Raw genomic sequence first — 19,332 nt, 5'->3', positions numbered from 1 at the left:
AAATTGAAGCGCAAAAATAGCTGAAATAATGCGATTAAAGGAAACCAATTTTCCGAAGGAGTTAAGTGACTGTTTTCCACATAGTTCGGTTGATAAAATTAAGGCTTCTTTAAAAGCATTGGGACAAATCCAGTATTTATGGTTTTCAAATGTTCATAAAGAATTAAGCAAAGGCCCTAATTTTTCCATATTTTTGTACCCATGAGTAACGAGAACGGAAATCAGGGACAAGATAAAGCGAACTTCACTGCCAGGAAGACCAGATTAAACAATTCCATGAACACCATGGGAAAGATACCTCCACAGGCATTAGACCTTGAAGAGGCTGTTTTAGGTGCTTTAATGTTAGAAAAGGATGCCCTATCTACGGTAATTGACATTTTAAAACCAGAAGTATTTTATGCGGAAGCGCATAAGAAAATCTTCGAGGCGATTGCCTTATTATTCCAGAAATCAAAACCTGTTGATATTTTAACCGTTACCGCAGAGCTTAGAAACCTGGGTCAGCTGGAAATGGTAGGCGGTGCTTACTACATTACCAATTTAACCAACAGGGTCGCTTCTGCTGCCAACATCGAATACCACTCCAGGATTATTTCTCAGAAATACATTCAAAGAGAACTGATCAGAATCTCTTCAGAGATTATTCAGAATGCTTACGAAGACACGACAGATATTTTCGATCTGCTGGATCATGCAGAGAAGAACCTATTTGATATTGCACAAAATAACCTGCGTAGAGATACCCAGAAAATGGATGAGATTGTAAAACAATCCTTAGCCACTTTAGAAGCCCTTCGTGGAAAAAGCGACGGACTAACCGGTGTACCTTCCGGCTTTACCGACCTTGACCGTATCACCGGTGGATGGCAGCCTTCAGATTTGGTGATCATCGCGGCACGTCCGGCGATGGGAAAAACTGCCTTCGTACTGACTTGCGCCAGAAACGCAGCAGTAGATTTCAAACGTCCGGTAGTAGTATTCTCCCTGGAGATGTCCTCGGTACAGTTGGTGAATCGTTTGATTTCCGGAGAAACCGAAATCGAGCAGGAGAAAATCAGAAAAGGAAACCTTGCAGAATGGGAATGGCAACAACTCCACAGCAAAATCGGAACCTTAACCGAAGCCCCATTATTAATTGACGATACCCCTGCATTGAACATCTTTGAATTCAGAGCGAAATGCAGAAGGTTAAAATCACAATACGACTTACAACTGATCATCATCGATTACTTGCAGCTGATGCATGGTAAAGGTGAAGGCGGTGGTGGAAACAGGGAGCAGGAAATCGGTAGTATCTCGAGAGCCCTGAAATCTGTAGCCAAAGAATTAAACGTACCGGTACTGGCACTTTCTCAGTTGAGTCGTGCGGTAGAGAGTAGACCCGGACAAAACGGTAAACGCCCGATGCTATCCGATTTGAGGGAATCTGGTTCCATTGAGCAGGATGCGGATATGGTACTCTTCCTTTACAGACCGGAATATTACGGAATTACAGAAGATGAGCAGGGACGTTCACAAGCAGGTATCGGCGAAGTAATTATCGCGAAACACCGTAACGGTGAAACCGGTATCGTTCCATTACGCTTCATCGGTAAATACGTTAAGTTTGTGGATCTGGAAGATAACTTTGCAGCACCAACTTCATTCTCTATGGATACAAGCGCAGGCATGGCCCCTTCTCAGGACTTCGACCGTCCGGCAGGAAACGTCATCATCAAACCATCCAGAATGGACGATATGCATGACGATGACGCTCCCTTTTAAGCAAGATTAAAATCTATAAGAAATAACCGAGTAAAATGCCCGCCAGTACAATTATTGGCGGGCTAATTTTTGTAAAGTTCAGCACCAGAAAAGTGCAGACCATCACCCCTATTGCCATTAGATTTAAGCCAACAGGTTGCACCAACAGCATAAAAGCGGCAATAATAAAGCCTACACTTACCGCATTGATACCCACCATCGAATACTTGATGCGGGAAATCTTTTTCAGGTCTTCCCAGAAAGGCACAATAAACAAAACCAGAATCAAACCCGGCAAATTGATGCCCATCACCGCCACCAAACCGCCCAGCATCTGGCCAGTTACGCCATAGCCAAAGGTTTTCATGCTTAAAGCACCTACATAACTGGTAAATGAAAACGTTGGCCCGGGTAAAGCCTGCTGTAAAGCAAATCCGGAAAGAAAATCCGGTCCATTCAGGTAATGTTTCATTTCTACGAACTCCGTAAACATCAAAGGCACCAGAACCTGTCCGCCGCCAAAAATGAAAATCCCGTTCCGGTAAAAATTCTCGAATAACCTGATCGGTAAACTAAAAAGAGAAGTACGATTAATGATGGCACCCAAAGCTGCCAGAATCAGTAATACCCCGATAAAGTAGATCAGTTTTTTAGGATTGATGTTAGAAAACAAGCGCACCCTCAGCTCACTTTCTTCTTTAGGCGTACCGATCGCAGAGGAAATCATCCCCCCGATTAAAATGGCGATCGGAAATACATAGGCATTCCTCAATACCATGGTACCTACCACCGCAGCGACAGCCAGAAAGATCGTCAATTGCGAAACCAGCACCCTTTTCGCCAGATTATACGCACCAAAAGCCACAATCCCTAAAGCGATAGGCTGGATATATTCCAGAATTTCGCCAAACTTTTGCTCCTGACCCCATTTCGCAAAACTAATGGCGGCGAAAGTCATCAGTCCCGCAGAAGGAATGATCCAGATGAAGAAGGTGATTAAGGCCAGTTTCAGACCGCCTACTTTGTAAGCGATCCCCACCAGCGTTTGGGTGGAAGCCGGACCTGGCAGCACCTGAGAAAGTGCATTTAACTCCAGAAGCTCCTCTTCGGTAATGTACCTGACGTCTCTTACAAAATACTTAAGCAATAAGGCAAGATGTGCCTGTGCACCGCCAAAAGCGGTAAACGTAAAAAGGAACACATCTCTGATAAACAACAGTTGTCTTTTGTTCACCATTGCCATAACTAATCGTCTTCGTAATCCAGACCGGCAGCAGAATTATAGGCGCCCTGCAATTCAGAAAATGCATGCATATCTCTTTTATTTCTGGCTACCACCATCCCTTTCTGATAAATCTCTAAGGCAGCATCTTTTTGCTGTTCCTTCTCATAAAGCTTCCCAAGATGGTAATAAGTACCTACATAATCCGGGTGATCAGCGGTCAGTTTTAAGTAATATTCAAATGCCTTTTCTACGTCATTTGAATTGTTGTATTCGGTAGCTAAAGCGTACAGAACGAATGGATCATGAGGATCATTGGATAAAAACTCCAATAACTTTGCTAATCGGGTACTTTGCATTTTAAATCCCTGCTTTTTTAATTAGATTTGCAAAAAGACAATTTTATGAAAATATTAGTTTGTATCAGTAATGTGCCCGACACAACGACAAAAATAACTTTTACTAACGATAATACACAATTCAATACATCAGGCGTACAATTTATTGTAAATCCGTATGATGAAATTGCCTTATCTAGAGCAATTGAACTGTGTGAGGGTGGTAAAGGAACCGTTACCGTAATCAATGTTGGAGAAAGTACTACAGACCCAACCATAAGAAAAGCACTTGCCATCGGAGCAGATGACGCTGTCAGAATCAATGCTGCACCTAGAGACGCTTACTTCACTGCTTACCAGATTGCGGAGTATGCTAAAACCACAGACTTCGACATGATCCTTTGCGGTCGTGAATCTATTGATTACAATGGATCACAGGTAGCTGCAATGGTAGGCGAATTTTTAGACATCCCTTCGATCTCTATCATCAAGAAATTGGATTATGATGGAACAACAGCAACTATAGAACGTGAAATTGAAGGTGGAAAAGAAGTAGTTTCTGTAACGGGCAAGTTTGTTGCTAGTTGTGCAGAAGGTACTGCCGTAGCCACCATCCCAAATATGAGAGGTATTATGTCTGCAAGATCTAAACCGCTAAACGTAGTTGAACCTAAAGAAATCGCGCAAATCAGCCAGGTTGTTAAGTTTGAAACCCCTGCCCCTCGTGGTGCTGTGAAACTTATCCCTGCCGAATCCGCAGCTGATCTTATTGGTCTTTTACACCGTGAAGCAAAAGTGATCTAAACCGTTCTATTCCTATTTTTAAAATTATTTAACAAAGATCTTATGTCAGTTTTAGTATATGTAGAACAAGTCGATGGTAAGTTTAAGAAATCTGTTTTCGAAGCAGTATCTTATGCTAAAGCCATTGCAGATATACAAGGAAGTAATTTAACCGCGATATCTATTGGTAATGTTGGTGAAAGCGAATTGAAAGAGCTGGGTAAATACGGCGCTTCAAAAGTCTTGAACGTGGCCAACGACCAATTGAAAAACTTCGTAAACCAGGCTTATGCTTCGGTCATTGCAGAAGCCGCTAAAAAAGAAAATGCAGACGTGATCGTTTTGTCTAACTCTTTCTCCGGAAAAGGTCTGGCGCCACGTGTTGCTATAAAACTGGAAGCAGGATTGGTAGACGGTGCAGTAGAATTGCCTAAACTTGACGGCGGTAAGTTCAGCGTAAAGAAAAATGCCTTCTCCGGAAAAGCATTTGCCATTACCGAACTGACTTCAGCGATTAAAGTGATCGCTTTAAACCCGAATGCTTTTGGCGTAAAAGAATCAGCAGTTGACGCTACGATTGAAACTTTCGCTCCGGAAGTGAAAGCGACTGACTTAGCAGCAATTGTTAAAGAAATCGTGAGAGCAACTGACAAAGTATCTTTACCGGATGCAGAATTGGTAGTTTCCGCAGGGCGAGGCCTTAAAGGCCCTGAAAACTGGGGAATGATTGAAGAGCTTGCCGGACTACTTGGCGCAGCTACAGCGTGCTCTAAACCAGTCTCAGACGCAGACTGGAGACCACACTCAGAACACGTTGGACAAACCGGCATTGCCATCAGTCCGAATCTATATATCGCCATCGGTATTTCCGGAGCAATCCAGCATTTAGCGGGCGTAAGTTCTTCAAAAGTAATCGTCGTGATCAACAAAGATCCGGAAGCGCCTTTCTTCAAAGTTGCAGATTACGGTATCGTAGGTGATGCCTTTGAAGTAGTTCCTCAATTAATAGAAGCATTAAAAGCACATAAAGGATAAATAAGTATCCGGCTGAAACTTTCGTTTTGGCCGGGTATTACTTAAGATGAAAAAAGTAAAACTCGAAATTATCGGCTTATCTTACAGCCAAACCCAATCAGGTGCCTACGCACTTGTTCTTGGTGAAGTGAATGGCAGAAGACGTTTGCCGATTATTATCGGTGCGTTTGAAGCACAAGCTATTGCCATAGAAATTGAGAAGATGGTCCCAAGCAGACCCCTTACTCACGACCTGTTCAAGACTTTTGCACAGACTTATCATGTACAAATCACAGAGGTACTCATTTACAACCTGGTAGAGGGTGTGTTTTTTGCCAAACTAATTTGCACTGATGGAGAAACCATCCAGGAAATTGATGCCAGAACTTCTGATGCCATTGCATTGGCCGTTCGCTTCAATGCCACCATATTTACTTACGAATTTATCCTTTCTTCGGCAGGCATTGTGATTGAAGGCAATGACTTCCTGTTCTTAGAAAACATGGATAACATTCCAAAAGAACATAGTTCTGAAGACATGAGTCCTTCCATCCCGGGCTCAAATTACACCTCACTCAGCGTAGAAGAGCTCAATCAGAAACTTCAGGAGGCTATTGCCGAAGAAGCTTACGAGAAAGCCGCAAGAATCCGTGATGAATTAAACAGAAGAAATTCCGCATAACTAACTAACACTTATTATTTTAAATATCTTACCTCAATTTAGATGATCTATTCAAAATAGTTCTATCTTGAAGTATCAATTCAAAAAACAACTAAATTATTATTATGAATGTTAAGTTGCGCTTAACTCTGATGAATTTTTTACAATTCTTTATCTGGGGTTCATGGCTTATTACTATTGGCGTGTATTGGTTCCAGAATAAGGGATGGTCGGGTGCAGAATTCGGAGTGATCTTCTCCACCATGGGAATATCATCAATCTTCATGCCAGCACTTGCCGGAATTATCTGTGATCGATTTATCAATGCAGAAAAACTATACGGCGCATTTCACATTCTTGGGGCTTGCGTATTGTTTTGTCTGCCTATGGTGACTAACCCCGGTACCTTTTTCTGGGTGATCCTACTCAACATGATCTTTTACATGCCCACCCTATCGCTATCGATTACTGTTGCTTATACCGCTTTAAAGAACGCCAAACAGGATGTGGTCAAAGACTACCCGCCAATTAGAATCTGGGGAACAATCGGCTTTATTGCCGCTTTATGGGTAGTGAGTTTAACCGGAAACGAAGCTTCTTCCAACCAGTTTTACATCGCCTCCGGAGTTTCCCTGGCTTTAGGTATTTATGCCTTTACCCTTCCGAAATGCCCGCCATTGGCCAATAAAGTGGAAAGCAAATCTTTCGTAGATGCTTTAGGATTAAGAGCTTTCACCTTATTTAAGCAAAAGAAATTTGCCGTATTCTTCTTATTCTCAATGTTTTTAGGCGCAGCTTTACAGCTTACTAATGCTTATGGAGACACTTACCTTCACGATTTTAAGGACAATCCGGAATTCGCTAACCTGCTTGCCGTAAAGTATCCGGCAATTATCATGTCGATTTCTCAAATCTCTGAAACCTTGTTTATTCTTGCGATTCCGTTTTTCTTAAGGAAATTCGGTATTAAGTATGTGATGTTATTCAGTATGCTGGCCTGGGTATTGAGATTCGGTCTTTTTGCCTTTGGCGATCCTGCAGGCGGATTATGGATGATCATTTTGTCTTGTATCGTTTACGGAATGGCTTTTGATTTCTTTAACATCTCCGGTTCCTTATTCGTAGAGACCCAGATTGACGAGAAAATCAGAGGAAGTGCACAAGGTTTATTCATGATGATGGTGAACGGATTTGGTGCTTTATTTGGAAGTTTCAGCAGCGGGCTGATCATTGAACACTTCTTCACAGGCGCAAATCAAAGTAAAGACTGGCATGGCATCTGGCTAACCTTTGCAGCTTACACGCTGGTATTGGCCATTACCTTCCCTTTCATCTTCAAATACAAGCACAACAAAGCGGAATTGAATGCGATTAACGCCATGAACCATTAAAAAAATCAACCAAACCAACCAACAACCTACTACTAAACTATGTCTGGCAAATACCGTAAAGAAAAAGACTGCTTAAACTGCGGTCATGAAGTAGAAGCTCATTTTTGCTCTTACTGCGGACAAGAAAACATCGTCGTTAAAGAAGATGCACTACATATGGTAGTGCACGCCGTATCCGATTATTTCCATTTCGAGTCTAAGTTCTTTGGCACCATCAAACCTTTATTATTTCAACCCGGCGTATTGACACAAAAATACGTGGAGGGGAAAAGGGCTTCCTATTTGCATCCCATTAAGCTATATATTTTTATCAGTATTGTTTTCTTTCTGGTCGCGCTTGGTGGTAAGGAAGAACCAGATATAGAAATTAAAAAGGATACTCCTGCCCTAAAAAAAGACACGACCACAAAGCAGGTCGACTCGGCTAAAATAAAAGGAGAATCGATTGATTTTTATGGGCCAAACATTGTTGAGACCATTAAAAAAAATAAAGACCGGGCTAAAAAACGCGCGAAAAAAGCTAACAAAGGTCATCATGTTTCTGCACTCGGTGAGGTACTGGACAGTACGATCGAGGCTTATGAGAAAAGACAACTCAATTTACCATCCGGGAAACGTGATAACTTTATCATGGCTGCACTTCAGAAAAAGAACATCAAGTTAAATCAAACCAATGAGTCAGTAGAAAAGTTTGAGGACGGTCTCTTGCACAATGTCCCGAAAATGATGTTTCTTTTACTTCCCCTTTTTGCACTGATCCTTAAACTGGTTTATTTTACTAAAAAGAAATACTATTTTGAGCATTTGATTTACTCTTTCCATGTTCATTCGGCCATATTTCTGATTGTCCTGATTAGTACCCTGGTCACCTGGCTTGTGGGTTATGTTTATGACATCAGTGAGCTCACATTTGTTCTGAGCTTCTTTTGGATTACCTGGTACATCTATAAGTCCTTGCGGACTTTCTATGGCAATAGCAGCTGGATGACGATCTTAAAATACTTCCTGTTGATCGTTTGTTATACTATTGCAATGACTATCACCTTGATCTTAGGAATTGGAATATCAGCCTTTATGGTCTAGAAAGATAAGCTCATAAAAAAACCGCTTCGTCATAAGACGAAGCGGTTTTTTTATGAGCTTAAAAGCGAATTAGCGTTGCTCTAAAGGAACGAATTCTCTATTGGTATGACCAACATACACCTGACGTGGGCGACCGATTGGTTCTTTATTCTCATGCATTTCTTTCCATTGTGCAATCCACCCTGGTAAACGACCTAAAGCAAACAATACAGTAAACATATCCGTAGGGAAACCTAAGGCTCTGTAGATAATTCCAGAATAGAAATCTACATTAGGATAAAGCTTACGCTCTACGAAATAAGGATCGCTCAATGCAGCTTCTTCCAGTTTCTTGGCAATTTCCAATACCGGATCGTTGATACCTAATTTCTCCAGGATATCATCACAAGCTTTCTTAATGATTTTTGCTCTTGGATCAAAGTTTTTGTAAACTCTGTGTCCGAAGCCCATCATACGGAAAGGATCGTTTTTATCTTTTGCTTTGTTGATCCATTTTTCAGTATCACCACCATCTTCTTTAATGCGTTCCAGCATTTCGATGACCGCCTGATTAGCACCACCATGAAGTGGACCCCATAATGCAGCGATACCCGCAGAAACAGAAGCATAAAGATTACAGTCTGACGAACCTACCATTCTTACTGTTGATGCAGAGCAGTTTTGCTCATGATCAGCATGTAAGATCAATAAAGTATTCATCGCGCTTACTACAACCGGATCAATATCAATTTCTTCTGTACGCTGACCGAAGATCATGTTTAAGAAATTGCTAACGTAGTCGTATTTATTTTTTGGATAGATCAGTGGGTGACCTAAAGATTTTTTATAAATGAAAGATACTATGGTTGGGAACTTAGCCAGTAATTTAATCATGGTCAGATCCATGGTTTCCGGCGAAGAGTTTGCATTTAAAGACTCAGGGTAGAAAGTCGACAATGAACACACCAAAGAAGCCAGTTGCGCCATTGGATGAGATTTAGAAGGATATCCATCTAAAAACTTCTTCATATCTTCATGAATCAGCGTATGACGGCTGATGGAAACCTGAAAGTCAGTTAATTGTGTAGTGGTAGGTAAGTCGCCATATATAAGCAGGTATGCTACTTCTAAAAAGGTAGATTTTTCCGCTAGTTCTTCGATAGAATAACCACGGTATTTTAAAACCCCTTTTTCTCCGTCTAAAAAGGTAATTGCACTTTTGGTGGAGCCGGTGTTTTTGTAACCAAGGTCTAAGGTAATGTGACCCGTTAAATCTCTGAGTTTCGAAATATCTATAGCTTTCTCCCCTTCGGTACCGGTAATAACGGGAAATTCATAGACTTTTCCGTCAATCTTAATTTCTGCAATATCTGACATATATATATCTTAAATTTATAATAAACAAAATTAGCTAATCCATCTTGATTAGCCTTTGAACAGTGCTAACAAAGCTGTTAAATAATTATTAAATGTGCGTCAAGGATAAGTAAGAATCCGCGAAATTACTTCGCTGATTTAATTTCTTCTACCACACGACCACATTCCATCATTTCTTCCCCGTAATATGGGTTCTGAATTTTCTTTTCTGAAGACAACCAATCGCCACCATCGCCTTTATTGGCCATTGGGCAGTGTTGTACATAGATGGTCCCTGCTTCCACATCTGCATGTTTGAACAAGGCAATCAGGTCTGCGCTTAAAGTAGTGAAATCTTTTCTTTGGGAAGCGATATCTTTTGCTGTAGCCATTTTTTCTGCGGTAAGCGCAGTGCTTTCGCATCCTTTCTGACTGGCCAGATTAACTTTCAATTCCGCGGCCGCTTTTTTAGCATCTTCGAATTTAGCGTTAACCAAAGCGTCTTTCAGGACAATATAGCCGTTATAGATGGACTGTACATTAGCGTCCTTCAATTTAATGCTTGCCGGTGTTGCGGCATCAGCTACCGTTGCAGACGTGGAGTCGGGGGCACTTAAAACCACCTTCTTACTCGTCGTACTGGTACAAGATGTAGCGACCATAATTGCTGCTACAGCGAAGTATCTTTTCATATAAGTTTTTTTGTTTTATGAATAACAGATCTATGATAAGCTGTTTTTTGGTTAAATTACAGTTTTAATTTTAAATAAATAAAAAAGCCCCTGAAAAAAACAGGGGCTTAGTGTAATTAAGTCTTTTTCAGACCTATAATTTAAAACCATAAGCAACACGTAAAGCGACCTGACCAGTATTTAAACCGCTCTTTGGTAAGCCTTCATATTTAACACCAAGATCTAAACCGCTGCTCCAGGCATAGCCGATTGCAGGAGAATACAAAAATGAGGTTCCTGAATTTTTGGTTACCCCAAAGGCCGCACCAACTTCTCCCATTCCATATAAACCAGATCCACTCGGGTCAAAAAACACTTTTAAACCCGCTTTCAATGGAATGTATCCATAATCTGGTACATCAACACCATTCTTGTTCTCGCCAAGAAAATGCGTATAACCAGTAGTGATCGGCACGGAAATTTGTTTTGATACATCAAACTGCATTCTTGCATCAGCACCTATAGCAAAGCTATAACCGTCTGTAGTAGGAACACCCAGGTTAACACCTACACCAAGTTTCTGCGCATTTACATTAGTACTAAATAATAAAGCCACAACAGCTGCTGTTGAGGCTATAAAGGTGGTAGATTTTTTCATTTTGTGATTTCGTTGGTATACGGAGTCATTTACAAAATGCATGCCATTGGAGGCAGTTTATCGATTTAAATAGCGAATTAAGAGTATAATCAGAAAGAGGACGAGTTCTGCTGATAAGCCGTTATGACCTTCCCATACAAATCCGCTTCATCTTGCGCGGCATCAAACCAGTGGATTTTGAGTCCATCCTTTTCCATTTTCCGGAAAAAAGTCATTTGGCGTTTGGAGAACTGGCATATTGCAGTCCCCAGACGTAATTTTAGCTCGTCCATAGTCAGGCTGCCATCCAGGTAGGAGATGATAAACTTGTATTCCAAACCGTAAAAGATCAGCGTTTCCCGGTCTACCCCCATTTCCAGCAATGCTTTCACCTCTTCAATCATCCCTTCTTTAAATCTGGCTTCCATTCTGTTCAGAATTTTTTGCTTCCGTAGCATCACCTCAGTTTGCAGTCCGACAATAAATGGGTTAATTAACGGTCTTTTTACCGGCGTAAAATCATGATGTTGCAGGTATTCCGCAATTTCCAGCACACGAATCAACCTTTTATGAGAAGAAAGATCGGCATGGGCCACTACTTCCTCTGGGTAATCCCCGAGCATTGCCCGCAATTCAGAAATATCTTTAGCTAGTAATACAGCTCTTAGACTTTCATTTATTGGAATGGCGGTATACTCCTGCTCCTGTAAAATGCTGTGTACATACATTCCTGTACCTCCGCATAAGATCGGCAGTACTTTTTTAGCACTAAGCGATTCAAAAATCCGATAAAAATCCTCTTTATACTCGTTTACATTGTATTTCTCCCCTGCATCTTTAATATTGATCAAATGATACGGGATATCTTTTCCATTGATATGATACTCTTGCAGGTCTTTACCGGTTCCGATGTCCATATTCCTGAAAACCTGCCTGCTATCGGCGCTGATAATCTCCGCAGAAAGTGCTTCTGCAAGCTTTACCGCAAGTTTAGTTTTTCCGGAGGCCGTAGGTCCGAGTATAACCAGTAGTGGGTGATGCTCCATTTACAAGTATAAAATGTATTTTAAATTCCCTGTATTGAAAACAGGAAGATAATTCTTTGCTCTTAAAAATTGTTGTTTTCTGGTTTCATCTGAAGATTTCAAGCCCTCCATGGATTTCAGTTCCTCCAGCAATGTTGCCGGCAGGCGAAGCCACGTTTTTCGACTGTAATCCTTTAAATCCAGCCATAAAGCCAAAGGCTCCGTTGCGCCGACCAGTTCAAAACCGGAAGAAGCATAGGCATTGCCCAGCGACCAGTCCCGGTCTGCATAACTCATCAAGTCATTCGGTTGAACCAGTTTAATGAAATGTTTCAGCAATTTACTAAACCCACCCGTCACGGTAAAACCAATCTGACTGGCAAAGCGCACCAATTCATAGGAACGATAATCTGCAGCGATGCGCGTCATCGGCCTTGCGGCACTAAACAGCGCAATGGCCACGATCTCCTCCCCAATCACCAACGCGAATTTATATTTTGTTTTTGCAGAACCCTGTAAATGGTGGTTCAGAAGGAACTCATCTGCCTGTACCTGGTTTATCGTTATAATTTTACCTTTGCGGCCATGAAGGGTGCTGTTCAGGCCTAATATAGAAGCTATCCTCCCCAGGACCTGTTCCCTGCGACTCAGCCAGATATCTTCCCATAAATGAACCAGATAACAGTTCTGCTCCTGATAACGCTTTTGCAGGGCGATAAAATCCTCAGGACAGCCTTTATCTGCCAGGGAAACCAAATGTATGGCCACCCCTTGCTGATCCAGAAAGACCAGCTCATGCTCCTCAACTTCGGTAAAGGCGATGCCTTTATCCGTTAATCTACTTAAAAAATCTAATTGCCAAACTGGTCTTAATCTACCCAACCCTTTTCTTTATATAATTTGAATCCTTCCACCATAGCGCCTTCTATCATAGAAAGCAGCTCAAAATCCAGCTTTTTGATATGGAAACAAGACTTCCCTTTCAGATGCTTCAATAATTTCGGGTCAAAAGTACTTTTCATTTCCGGTTCTAAATAGACCGGCATAAAATAAAAGCCAACATAATTTTTCATGATGACCACACTACAGAAAAACCAGCCTAACCTCTTCTTACCATCAATCACCACCTCCTTCTCGCTCCACAATTCGTAGGCAGTCTCACTATTCACACGGTCGTTGAATCCCAATGCTTCATAAGGTTGCATAGCGGCTCTTATTGTTTGAAAAATTTCTACAAAATCAGTTTTCATGAGTATCGGTTTTATAGGTGAATATAAATATTAATAACATGATTTTCAGGATATTGTTTAAGGGAATCTAATCCAGATACCATCTTTTTACAGGATAATTCTGGTCCAGGATAACGGCCTCTCCTAACATCGGCGTGGTAATTTTCAAATTCATTTCTTCCGCTTTTTTCACCGCTCTGATGACCGGCTCATTCCAATCGTGCAAAGCCAGGGTAAACTTGCCCCAATGTACCGGTAGCAATACTTTCGCCTTTAAATCTATGGCTGCCTGAACCGTTTGCTCAGGAAACATATGGATCATCGGCCAGTAAGCATTGTACTGTCCACATTCCAGAATCGCCAGGTCGAAAGGACCATACTTCTCCCCGTCTTGTTTAAAATGAGTATCATAACCGGAGTCGCCACCCAGGTAAAGCTTGTGATTGGCTGTTTGCAGGATAAAAGCAGACCATAAAGACTGGTTTCTTTTGAAAAGTCTACCCGTGAAATGTCTGGACGATCTGGCTAGAAATTTCAGTCCTTCGCGGTTCGTTTCCTCTCCCCAGGCCAGTTCCGTAATTTTCTCCGCAGGAATTCCCCAGCGCTCCAAATGGGCTCCGGCACCTAAAGAAGTTACAAAATGTTTCGTTTTATCTTTCAACCGGAGGATGGTTTGATGATCCATATGGTCATAATGATCATGCGTGATCAAAACCACATCTAAATCAGGGAAATCTTCCGGCTTCACAAAATCCGTCCCTTCATAGTTTTTATTGCCTAAGAAAGAGAATGGCGAAGTACGGGCAGAGAATACCGGGTCTACCAGAATATTCAAACCATCTACCTGCAAAAAGTAGGAAGAATGACCAAACCAGGTTAATTTAACACCCGCTATATTGGAAAAATCCGGCTTCACATGAGGAAGCACCTTTTTAGGCGTCGAATTTTTATTCCCTTTGATCATCGCGATCAGCATATCCAGGTAACTCACGTTATCCGGTTTCATTTTAGTCAGCGACAAATTATCTATTGCCCCATCCTTCTGATTATAATTTGGCAAGGCTTTGATCCTATTCAGACGTGCCCCTTCAGACAAACTCCCAAATACCGGTAAACTCATTACCCAGAAGGCAAAACCGCCGATCAACACAACCAGCACTAAAAACACATACATAAACTTCTTCATTTAAATCCCGCCTTTCTAATCAGCTTGTCTATTGACCTTCCGCAGCCGGAGCCGCAGTTGCCGGAGCTACCGGCGCTGGTGGCGCTAATTTAGCCGCAAGACCATTTCCTGCCAGCAACATCTCATTGGTAATTTCCTTGGTATATTCCGTAATCTCCGCTTTGAAATCAGCCACAGAGGCTCCTGAACGGATTTCTTCCAGACGTTTTTCCCATTGCCCCGTCAATTCTGCCTGTGCAATTTTCTGGTCTTTCACCACATCATAAACCGCAAGCCCTTTTGGGGTAGGCACTAAATTTCTTTTCTCACGGATGATATATTCTCTGTTGATCAGGGTTTCGATAATTGCCGCTCTGGTAGCCGGAGTCCCCAAACCACTGTCTTTCATCGCATAACGCAACTCTTCATCCTCAATATCCTTACCCGAAGTCTCTAAAGCTTTCAAAAGAGAAGCCTCATTGTACATCGGCTTCGGCTTGGTTTGTTTCTCCATGAAAGCCTTGTTTACCACCGGCAACAATTCTCCTGCTTTCACTTTAGGTAATGCAGGATTTTCTTCATCTTTCTTTTCTTCATCAGATTCATTGAATACCGATCTCCATCCCGCAGAACGAATTACGGTACCATTGGCGATAAATACAGAACCTGACTCAACCGTTATTTTGGTGATTTCCTTCACACATTCCTGATGGAAAGCCTCCAGCATACGACCTACTACCATATCATAAATGGCCTGTTTGTCGCCACTCAGCTGATAAGCAGACTCACCAGTCGGTAAAATCGCATGGTGATCCGTTACTTTTTTCGCATTCACACTACGCTTGTTCAGCTTGGCGGTACTTAGAAACTGTGCTTGTTTACCAAAATCTTTATGGTCTTTTAGTTTTTCAATCAGTGCAGGAACACCGGCAAATACGTCATCACCGATAAACCTACTCCCGGTACGGGGATAAGTGATCAATTTACTCTCATACAAGCCTTGTAGCAAACTCAAAGTCTGATCCGCAGTAAATCCTTTCTTTTTATTTCCTTCTTGCTGTAAGCTACTTAAATCATGCAATAGCGGAGGTGGTTCTTTTCTTGGTTTCGCCTCTACGCTAAGGATTTTTCCACCATTCGGGAAGCCCGAGGCTACGTCTTCGATTTTATCAAATAAATCCTGCGCTTCTTCTTTCTTGCTAAAATTGGCGATAGACATGGCTCTAAATAGCTGTCCGTCTTTATCCAGTTGAATCGCCAACTGGTAATACGTTTGGGGCACAAAGTTTTTGATCTCGAGGAAACGGGAGCAAATCATAGCCAAAGTTGGGGTCTGCACCCTTCCCAGCGACAATACCGAGCGGTTCCCTGCAGAAATACTCAAAGCCTGCGTTGCGTTCATACCAACCAGCCAGTCGGATTCCGACCTGCAATGTGCAGAATTGAAAAGCGTATCGTAATCCGTCCCCGGTTTCAGGTTTCTAAAACCTTCTTTAATCGCTTCATCAGTTTGAGAAGAGATCCAGAGCCTTTTAAATGGCTTTTTACATTTCAGAAAATAGTAGATATAGCGGAAAATCAATTCACCTTCCCGCCCGGCATCCGTTGCCACAATAATCTCTGTAGCCTCATCGAACAACATCTTGATCGTATCCAATTGTTTTCTTACTCCGGGATCTTCCACCAAACCATCTTTGGTTTTGATTTTACGGATCGCCAGTTTAAACTTCTTGGGTAACATCGGCAGATGCTGCCTTCTCCAACCTATAAAACCATACTCCTGCGGTGGCGCCAATTGAAGTAAATGACCAAAGGCCCAGGTAAAAGAATACCCTTTTCCTTCAATGTAACCATCTTTTTTTCTCGTAGCACCGAAGACTTTAGCTAACTCACGCCCTACGGAGGGTTTTTCTGCAATTACAATCTTCATAATTATTCAAAAATATCTAAACCAATTTTAAAAGTATGACAATGTGCTTCCACAATGTCCCTGATGTTTGGGGAATATCCCCCGCCCATGCTGACCTGTACAGGCAGGTTATGGTCTTTACAAAACGTAAAAACCATCTTGTCGCGGGCCTTACAGCCTTCTTTTGATAAAGCCAGTTTTCCCAGCTTATCACTTTCCAGCACATCCACGCCGGACAGGTAAAACACAAAATCAGGCTGATGTTTTAGCAATTCCGGAAGCGCAGCTTCCAGTTTCTTCAAAAACTGATCGTCCTTTAAACCATCTTCCAATGGGATATCGAGGCTCGAAACCTCCTTTCTAAAGGGAAAATTCTTCTCCCCATGCATAGAAAAGGTAAATACGCGTTCTTCCTTTTCAAAAATCTCCGCGGTTCCATTTCCCTGATGAACATCCAAATCTATGATTAAGATGCGTTGCGACAAGCCTTTATTTAATAAGTAATTTGCGGCAATTGCCTGATCATTCAACAAACAAAAGCCTTCGCCCCAATTACTTCCGGCATGGTGCGTACCACCAGCCACATTGAAGGCGACCCCATGCTGCTGTGCGAAAATAGCACCATCTATCGTTCCCTGTGCGATGCGGAGTTCTCTTTCCAGCAATTGTGCGTTTAGCGGAAAACCGATTCGCCTTTGCTCCCTTGCCGGCAAGCTCAGATCCCTCAATTGCGCCCAGTAACCGGCATCATGCGCCAGTAACACCGATTCTTCGCTGGCTACTCCCGGCTCAAAGAGCTGTTTGCGGGTAATTACACCCTCATGCAGCAGCTGTTCAGGAATCAACTCGTATTTCAACATCGGAAAACGATGGCCTTCGGGCAAAGGGTGGGCAAACAAAGGATGCCAGGCAATTCTCCCCATTTAGTTTAAAATCTCCCCCACGTGCTTCTCAATATTGTTGCAGATATCATCTACCGGAAGGTCGTTTGCATCCTCTCCGAAAGGATCTTCAATCTCTTCCGCAATCAGCTCTAAACCGGCCAGCACATATAGGATAAATGGCACAATCGGCACCACGTAATAACCTAAACTGAACACCCATCCGATCGGCAAAGTAAGCACATAAACGAAGATGAATTTCTTGATAAAAGCACTGTAAGAATACGGGATTGGCGTTCTTCTAATCCGCTCACAGCCACCACAGATATCCATAAACTTCTCAACATCTGCATTAAGTATAATTAGCTGCTCATGACTGATCTTTCCGGCGGCTTGCAAATCATAAACACGGCCCGAAATACTGGCCGCAATCTGAATCGGAATGTGCTTCCCACCGTCCACTGCAATCAGCAAACTATTCTTCCCGAAATACTGCTTTTCACGAAGATGTTCCTTCAGGGCAAAGGCAAATTTAGGGATGGCATATTCGAAGAATTCCTCGTCCTCTTTGTTCAACCTTAAAGACTTGATTTTTATCGCAAAGTTGCGACTTACGTTGGTTAATCCACCCAATAACCTACGACCTTCCCACCACCTGTCGTAGGAAGTATTTGTTCTAAACACCAGTAACATGGAAATCACGAAGCCCAGTAAACTGTGCATCATGCCAATATTTTTCACATACTGCGTTTCCGAAAGTTTCAGATAGTTCAGTTCTAAAAAGGCGATACCCGCAGAAAAGATGGCCACACTGACCATTAAGGCCCATAGCTTTCTAAAAACATCAGCCTGGTCTATATGGAATATAAAGGTTACCCAATCTTTAGGGTTATAATTGATCATATTAGTATCTCTTTAGTAATTTTGAGCATCAGCTCGGCAGTCTTAAAAACATCTTCAAAGGAATTGTACAAAGGCACCGGACTAAGACGAATTACATTCGGTTCCCGCCAGTCGCCCAAGACGTTATTTGCTACCATTTGCTGGAATATTTCCTTCCCATTGTCTTTTGCAATGATCGAAACCTGTGCACCACGGCCGGCCACTTCAGTTGGGGTAATCACCTTAAACTGCTCAAAACCCAACTCTATATTCACCTGATTTACAGCAAAAATAAGATAAGAAGTTAAAGTTTCACTCTTCGATCTCAAAGCATCCATAAACCCTGCTTTCTGAAAGATTTTCAGTGAAGCGTGGTATAAAGCCATAGGCATCACCTGGGTACAGCTCACCTGCCATCCATCGGCACCTGCCTCGGGTACAAAGCCTTTTTCCATTTTAAAACGTTGTTCCTCCTGATAGCCCCACCAGCCCGCAAAGCGATTCAGGCTCTTGTTGGCAAAATGTTTATCGTGGACAAAAATACCACTGATTCCACCCGGACCGGAGTTCTGGTATTTATAAGAACACCAGCAGGCGAAGTCGATATCCCAGTCGTGCAGCTGCAAAGGCACATTTCCTGCCGCATGGGCCAGATCAAAACCAACCATTGCACCTACCGCATGACCTGCTTTAGTGATTCCTTCCATATCGAACCATTGGCCCGTAAAGTAGTTAACCCCGCCAAACAGCACCAGGGCAATTTCTGCACCATGTTCTGCGATCTGCGCCACAATATCTTCGGTACGCAAGGTATATTCCCCTGCCCTCGGACTCACTTCAATAATCGCCTCTGTAGGATCGTAACCATGAAAACGTACCTGACTTTCTATCGCATACTGATCGGAAGGAAAGGCACCGGCCTCCATGATAATCTTGAATTTTCCTGCCTGAGGTTTGTAGAAACTCACCATGAGCAGGTGCAGATTTACCGTCAGGGTATTCATCGGGCAAACCTCTGAAGGGCTTGCTCCAACGATGGGCGCCATCAGGGTTTTCAATTCTTTATGGTAGAACATCCAGGGATCTTCTCCTTCAAACCAACCTTCTACCGCGAGGTTTTCCCAGTTGGCCATTTGCTGTTCCAGGACTTCACGTGCAGCTTTAGGTTGCAGGCCTAAAGAATTACCACATAGATATATAAACGGCTTCCCGTTTTGCTGTGGAAATAGAAAATCCTTCCTGATATCAGCCAGTGGATCAGCAAGATCCAGCTCTTTTGCAAACGCTAAAGTATAGTCAAAATTCATTGTCTCAAATATCAATAAAAAAGGCAAATAAATCACCTTACCTGCCTTTTTGT

At 42.3% G+C, this 19,332-nt stretch carries 19 protein-coding genes; 6 read left to right on the top strand and 13 right to left on the bottom strand.

Features of this window, described 5'->3' with window-relative positions; all coding sequences use genetic code 11:
- Window positions 1-201: 201 nt before the first annotated feature.
- Entirely contained in the window at window positions 202-1,767 is a 1,566-nt protein-coding gene (gene dnaB, locus R2Q66_RS11960; protein ID WP_316749190.1) for a replicative DNA helicase, read from the top strand.
- A gap of 13 nt (window positions 1,768-1,780) precedes the next feature.
- On the opposite strand, the gene chrA is transcribed toward dnaB, so the two are convergent.
- Entirely contained in the window at window positions 1,781-2,989 is a 1,209-nt protein-coding gene (chrA, locus tag R2Q66_RS11955) for a chromate efflux transporter (RefSeq protein WP_316749188.1), read from the bottom strand.
- A gap of 2 nt (window positions 2,990-2,991) precedes the next feature.
- On the bottom strand, window positions 2,992-3,327 hold the full coding sequence (locus R2Q66_RS11950; RefSeq protein WP_316749186.1) for a tetratricopeptide repeat protein: 336 nt from the start codon (window positions 3,325-3,327) through the stop codon (window positions 2,992-2,994).
- Window positions 3,328-3,372: 45 nt separating this feature from the next.
- Here R2Q66_RS11950 and R2Q66_RS11945 point away from each other — a divergent pair, with 45 nt between their 5' ends.
- The 5 genes from R2Q66_RS11945 (at window position 3,373) to R2Q66_RS11925 (ending at window position 8,238) form a co-directional block, all read left to right on the top strand.
- A complete protein-coding gene (locus R2Q66_RS11945; protein WP_316749184.1) occupies window positions 3,373-4,110 on the top strand; it encodes an electron transfer flavoprotein subunit beta/FixA family protein in 738 nt (245 codons plus the stop codon).
- A gap of 42 nt (window positions 4,111-4,152) precedes the next feature.
- Window positions 4,153-5,124 carry an electron transfer flavoprotein subunit alpha/FixB family protein gene (locus tag R2Q66_RS11940; protein ID WP_316749182.1) on the top strand — a complete coding sequence of 324 codons (972 nt, stop codon included), beginning with the start codon at window positions 4,153-4,155 and terminating at the stop codon, window positions 5,122-5,124.
- Window positions 5,125-5,170: 46 nt separating this feature from the next.
- Window positions 5,171-5,785, top strand: a complete 615-nt coding sequence (locus tag R2Q66_RS11935; RefSeq protein ID WP_316749180.1) for a bifunctional nuclease family protein — start codon at window positions 5,171-5,173, stop codon at window positions 5,783-5,785.
- 104 nt (window positions 5,786-5,889) lie between these two features.
- Complete coding sequence (locus R2Q66_RS11930) at window positions 5,890-7,155, top strand: nucleoside permease (protein ID WP_316749179.1); 1,266 nt, start codon at window positions 5,890-5,892, stop codon at window positions 7,153-7,155.
- A gap of 39 nt (window positions 7,156-7,194) precedes the next feature.
- A complete protein-coding gene (locus R2Q66_RS11925) occupies window positions 7,195-8,238 on the top strand; it encodes a DUF3667 domain-containing protein (protein WP_316749177.1) in 1,044 nt (347 codons plus the stop codon).
- 69 nt (window positions 8,239-8,307) lie between these two features.
- On the opposite strand, the gene R2Q66_RS11920 is transcribed toward R2Q66_RS11925, so the two are convergent.
- The 11 genes from R2Q66_RS11920 to kynU form a co-directional block, all read right to left on the bottom strand.
- Window positions 8,308-9,594 carry a citrate synthase gene (locus R2Q66_RS11920; RefSeq protein WP_316749176.1) on the bottom strand — a complete coding sequence of 429 codons (1,287 nt, stop codon included), beginning with the start codon at window positions 9,592-9,594 and terminating at the stop codon, window positions 8,308-8,310.
- A 125-nt stretch (window positions 9,595-9,719) separates the two neighbouring features.
- Window positions 9,720-10,265 carry a DUF3347 domain-containing protein gene (locus R2Q66_RS11915; protein ID WP_316749175.1) on the bottom strand — a complete coding sequence of 182 codons (546 nt, stop codon included), beginning with the start codon at window positions 10,263-10,265 and terminating at the stop codon, window positions 9,720-9,722.
- 133 nt (window positions 10,266-10,398) lie between these two features.
- Complete coding sequence (locus R2Q66_RS11910; protein ID WP_316749174.1) at window positions 10,399-10,902, bottom strand: hypothetical protein; 504 nt, start codon at window positions 10,900-10,902, stop codon at window positions 10,399-10,401.
- Between the two features lie 89 nt (window positions 10,903-10,991).
- Window positions 10,992-11,927 (bottom strand): tRNA (adenosine(37)-N6)-dimethylallyltransferase MiaA, encoded by a 936-nt coding sequence (miaA, locus tag R2Q66_RS11905; protein WP_316749172.1) that lies wholly within the window; start codon window positions 11,925-11,927, stop codon window positions 10,992-10,994.
- The gene (locus R2Q66_RS11900; protein ID WP_316749170.1) at window positions 11,928-12,788 is read right to left on the bottom strand and encodes a hypothetical protein; all 861 of its coding nucleotides are present in this window, start codon (window positions 12,786-12,788) and stop codon (window positions 11,928-11,930) included.
- The gene (locus tag R2Q66_RS11895) at window positions 12,776-13,156 is read right to left on the bottom strand and encodes a hypothetical protein (RefSeq protein ID WP_316749168.1); all 381 of its coding nucleotides are present in this window, start codon (window positions 13,154-13,156) and stop codon (window positions 12,776-12,778) included. The genes R2Q66_RS11900 and R2Q66_RS11895 overlap by 13 nt, the downstream gene beginning before the upstream one ends.
- Window positions 13,157-13,223: 67 nt before the next feature.
- Window positions 13,224-14,321 (bottom strand): MBL fold metallo-hydrolase, encoded by a 1,098-nt coding sequence (locus tag R2Q66_RS11890; RefSeq protein ID WP_316749166.1) that lies wholly within the window; start codon window positions 14,319-14,321, stop codon window positions 13,224-13,226.
- A gap of 28 nt (window positions 14,322-14,349) precedes the next feature.
- Window positions 14,350-16,230 carry a DNA topoisomerase III gene (gene topB, locus R2Q66_RS11885; protein ID WP_316749164.1) on the bottom strand — a complete coding sequence of 627 codons (1,881 nt, stop codon included), beginning with the start codon at window positions 16,228-16,230 and terminating at the stop codon, window positions 14,350-14,352.
- Between the two features lie 2 nt (window positions 16,231-16,232).
- Complete coding sequence (locus R2Q66_RS11880; protein ID WP_316749162.1) at window positions 16,233-17,132, bottom strand: histone deacetylase; 900 nt, start codon at window positions 17,130-17,132, stop codon at window positions 16,233-16,235.
- Complete coding sequence (locus R2Q66_RS11875) at window positions 17,133-17,993, bottom strand: bestrophin family protein (protein ID WP_316749160.1); 861 nt, start codon at window positions 17,991-17,993, stop codon at window positions 17,133-17,135.
- Window positions 17,990-19,279: a kynureninase gene (gene kynU, locus R2Q66_RS11870; protein WP_316749158.1), complete on the bottom strand. Its 1,290-nt coding sequence runs from the start codon at window positions 19,277-19,279 to the stop codon at window positions 17,990-17,992. Before kynU ends, R2Q66_RS11875 begins: the two co-directional genes overlap by 4 nt.
- Between the last annotated feature and the right edge of the window lie 53 nt (window positions 19,280-19,332).

It is taken from the genome of Pedobacter gandavensis (assembly GCF_032677645.1).
Taxonomy (GTDB): domain Bacteria; phylum Bacteroidota; class Bacteroidia; order Sphingobacteriales; family Sphingobacteriaceae; genus Pedobacter; species Pedobacter gandavensis_A.
Note: the sequence above shows the minus strand (reverse complement) of the source record. Positions and strands in the feature narration are given on the sequence as shown.

Coding starts and splice junctions, on each gene's coding strand:
- R2Q66_RS11890 (WP_316749166.1), bottom strand. CDS start 14,321: ATGAAGAAGTTTATGTATGTGTTTTTAGTGCTGGTTGTGTTGATCGGC.
- R2Q66_RS11875 (WP_316749160.1), bottom strand. CDS start 17,993: ATGATCAATTATAACCCTAAAGATTGGGTAACCTTTATATTCCATATA.
- R2Q66_RS11950 (WP_316749186.1), bottom strand. CDS start 3,327: ATGCAAAGTACCCGATTAGCAAAGTTATTGGAGTTTTTATCCAATGAT.
- R2Q66_RS11935 (WP_316749180.1), top strand. CDS start 5,171: ATGAAAAAAGTAAAACTCGAAATTATCGGCTTATCTTACAGCCAAACC.
- R2Q66_RS11915 (WP_316749175.1), bottom strand. CDS start 10,265: ATGAAAAGATACTTCGCTGTAGCAGCAATTATGGTCGCTACATCTTGT.
- R2Q66_RS11910 (WP_316749174.1), bottom strand. CDS start 10,902: ATGAAAAAATCTACCACCTTTATAGCCTCAACAGCAGCTGTTGTGGCT.
- miaA (WP_316749172.1), bottom strand. CDS start 11,927: ATGGAGCATCACCCACTACTGGTTATACTCGGACCTACGGCCTCCGGA.
- R2Q66_RS11880 (WP_316749162.1), bottom strand. CDS start 17,132: ATGGGGAGAATTGCCTGGCATCCTTTGTTTGCCCACCCTTTGCCCGAA.
- dnaB (WP_316749190.1), top strand. CDS start 202: ATGAGTAACGAGAACGGAAATCAGGGACAAGATAAAGCGAACTTCACT.
- chrA (WP_316749188.1), bottom strand. CDS start 2,989: ATGGCAATGGTGAACAAAAGACAACTGTTGTTTATCAGAGATGTGTTC.
- kynU (WP_316749158.1), bottom strand. CDS start 19,279: ATGAATTTTGACTATACTTTAGCGTTTGCAAAAGAGCTGGATCTTGCT.
- R2Q66_RS11940 (WP_316749182.1), top strand. CDS start 4,153: ATGTCAGTTTTAGTATATGTAGAACAAGTCGATGGTAAGTTTAAGAAA.
- topB (WP_316749164.1), bottom strand. CDS start 16,230: ATGAAGATTGTAATTGCAGAAAAACCCTCCGTAGGGCGTGAGTTAGCT.
- R2Q66_RS11895 (WP_316749168.1), bottom strand. CDS start 13,156: ATGAAAACTGATTTTGTAGAAATTTTTCAAACAATAAGAGCCGCTATG.
- R2Q66_RS11945 (WP_316749184.1), top strand. CDS start 3,373: ATGAAAATATTAGTTTGTATCAGTAATGTGCCCGACACAACGACAAAA.
- R2Q66_RS11925 (WP_316749177.1), top strand. CDS start 7,195: ATGTCTGGCAAATACCGTAAAGAAAAAGACTGCTTAAACTGCGGTCAT.
- R2Q66_RS11930 (WP_316749179.1), top strand. CDS start 5,890: ATGAATGTTAAGTTGCGCTTAACTCTGATGAATTTTTTACAATTCTTT.
- R2Q66_RS11920 (WP_316749176.1), bottom strand. CDS start 9,594: ATGTCAGATATTGCAGAAATTAAGATTGACGGAAAAGTCTATGAATTT.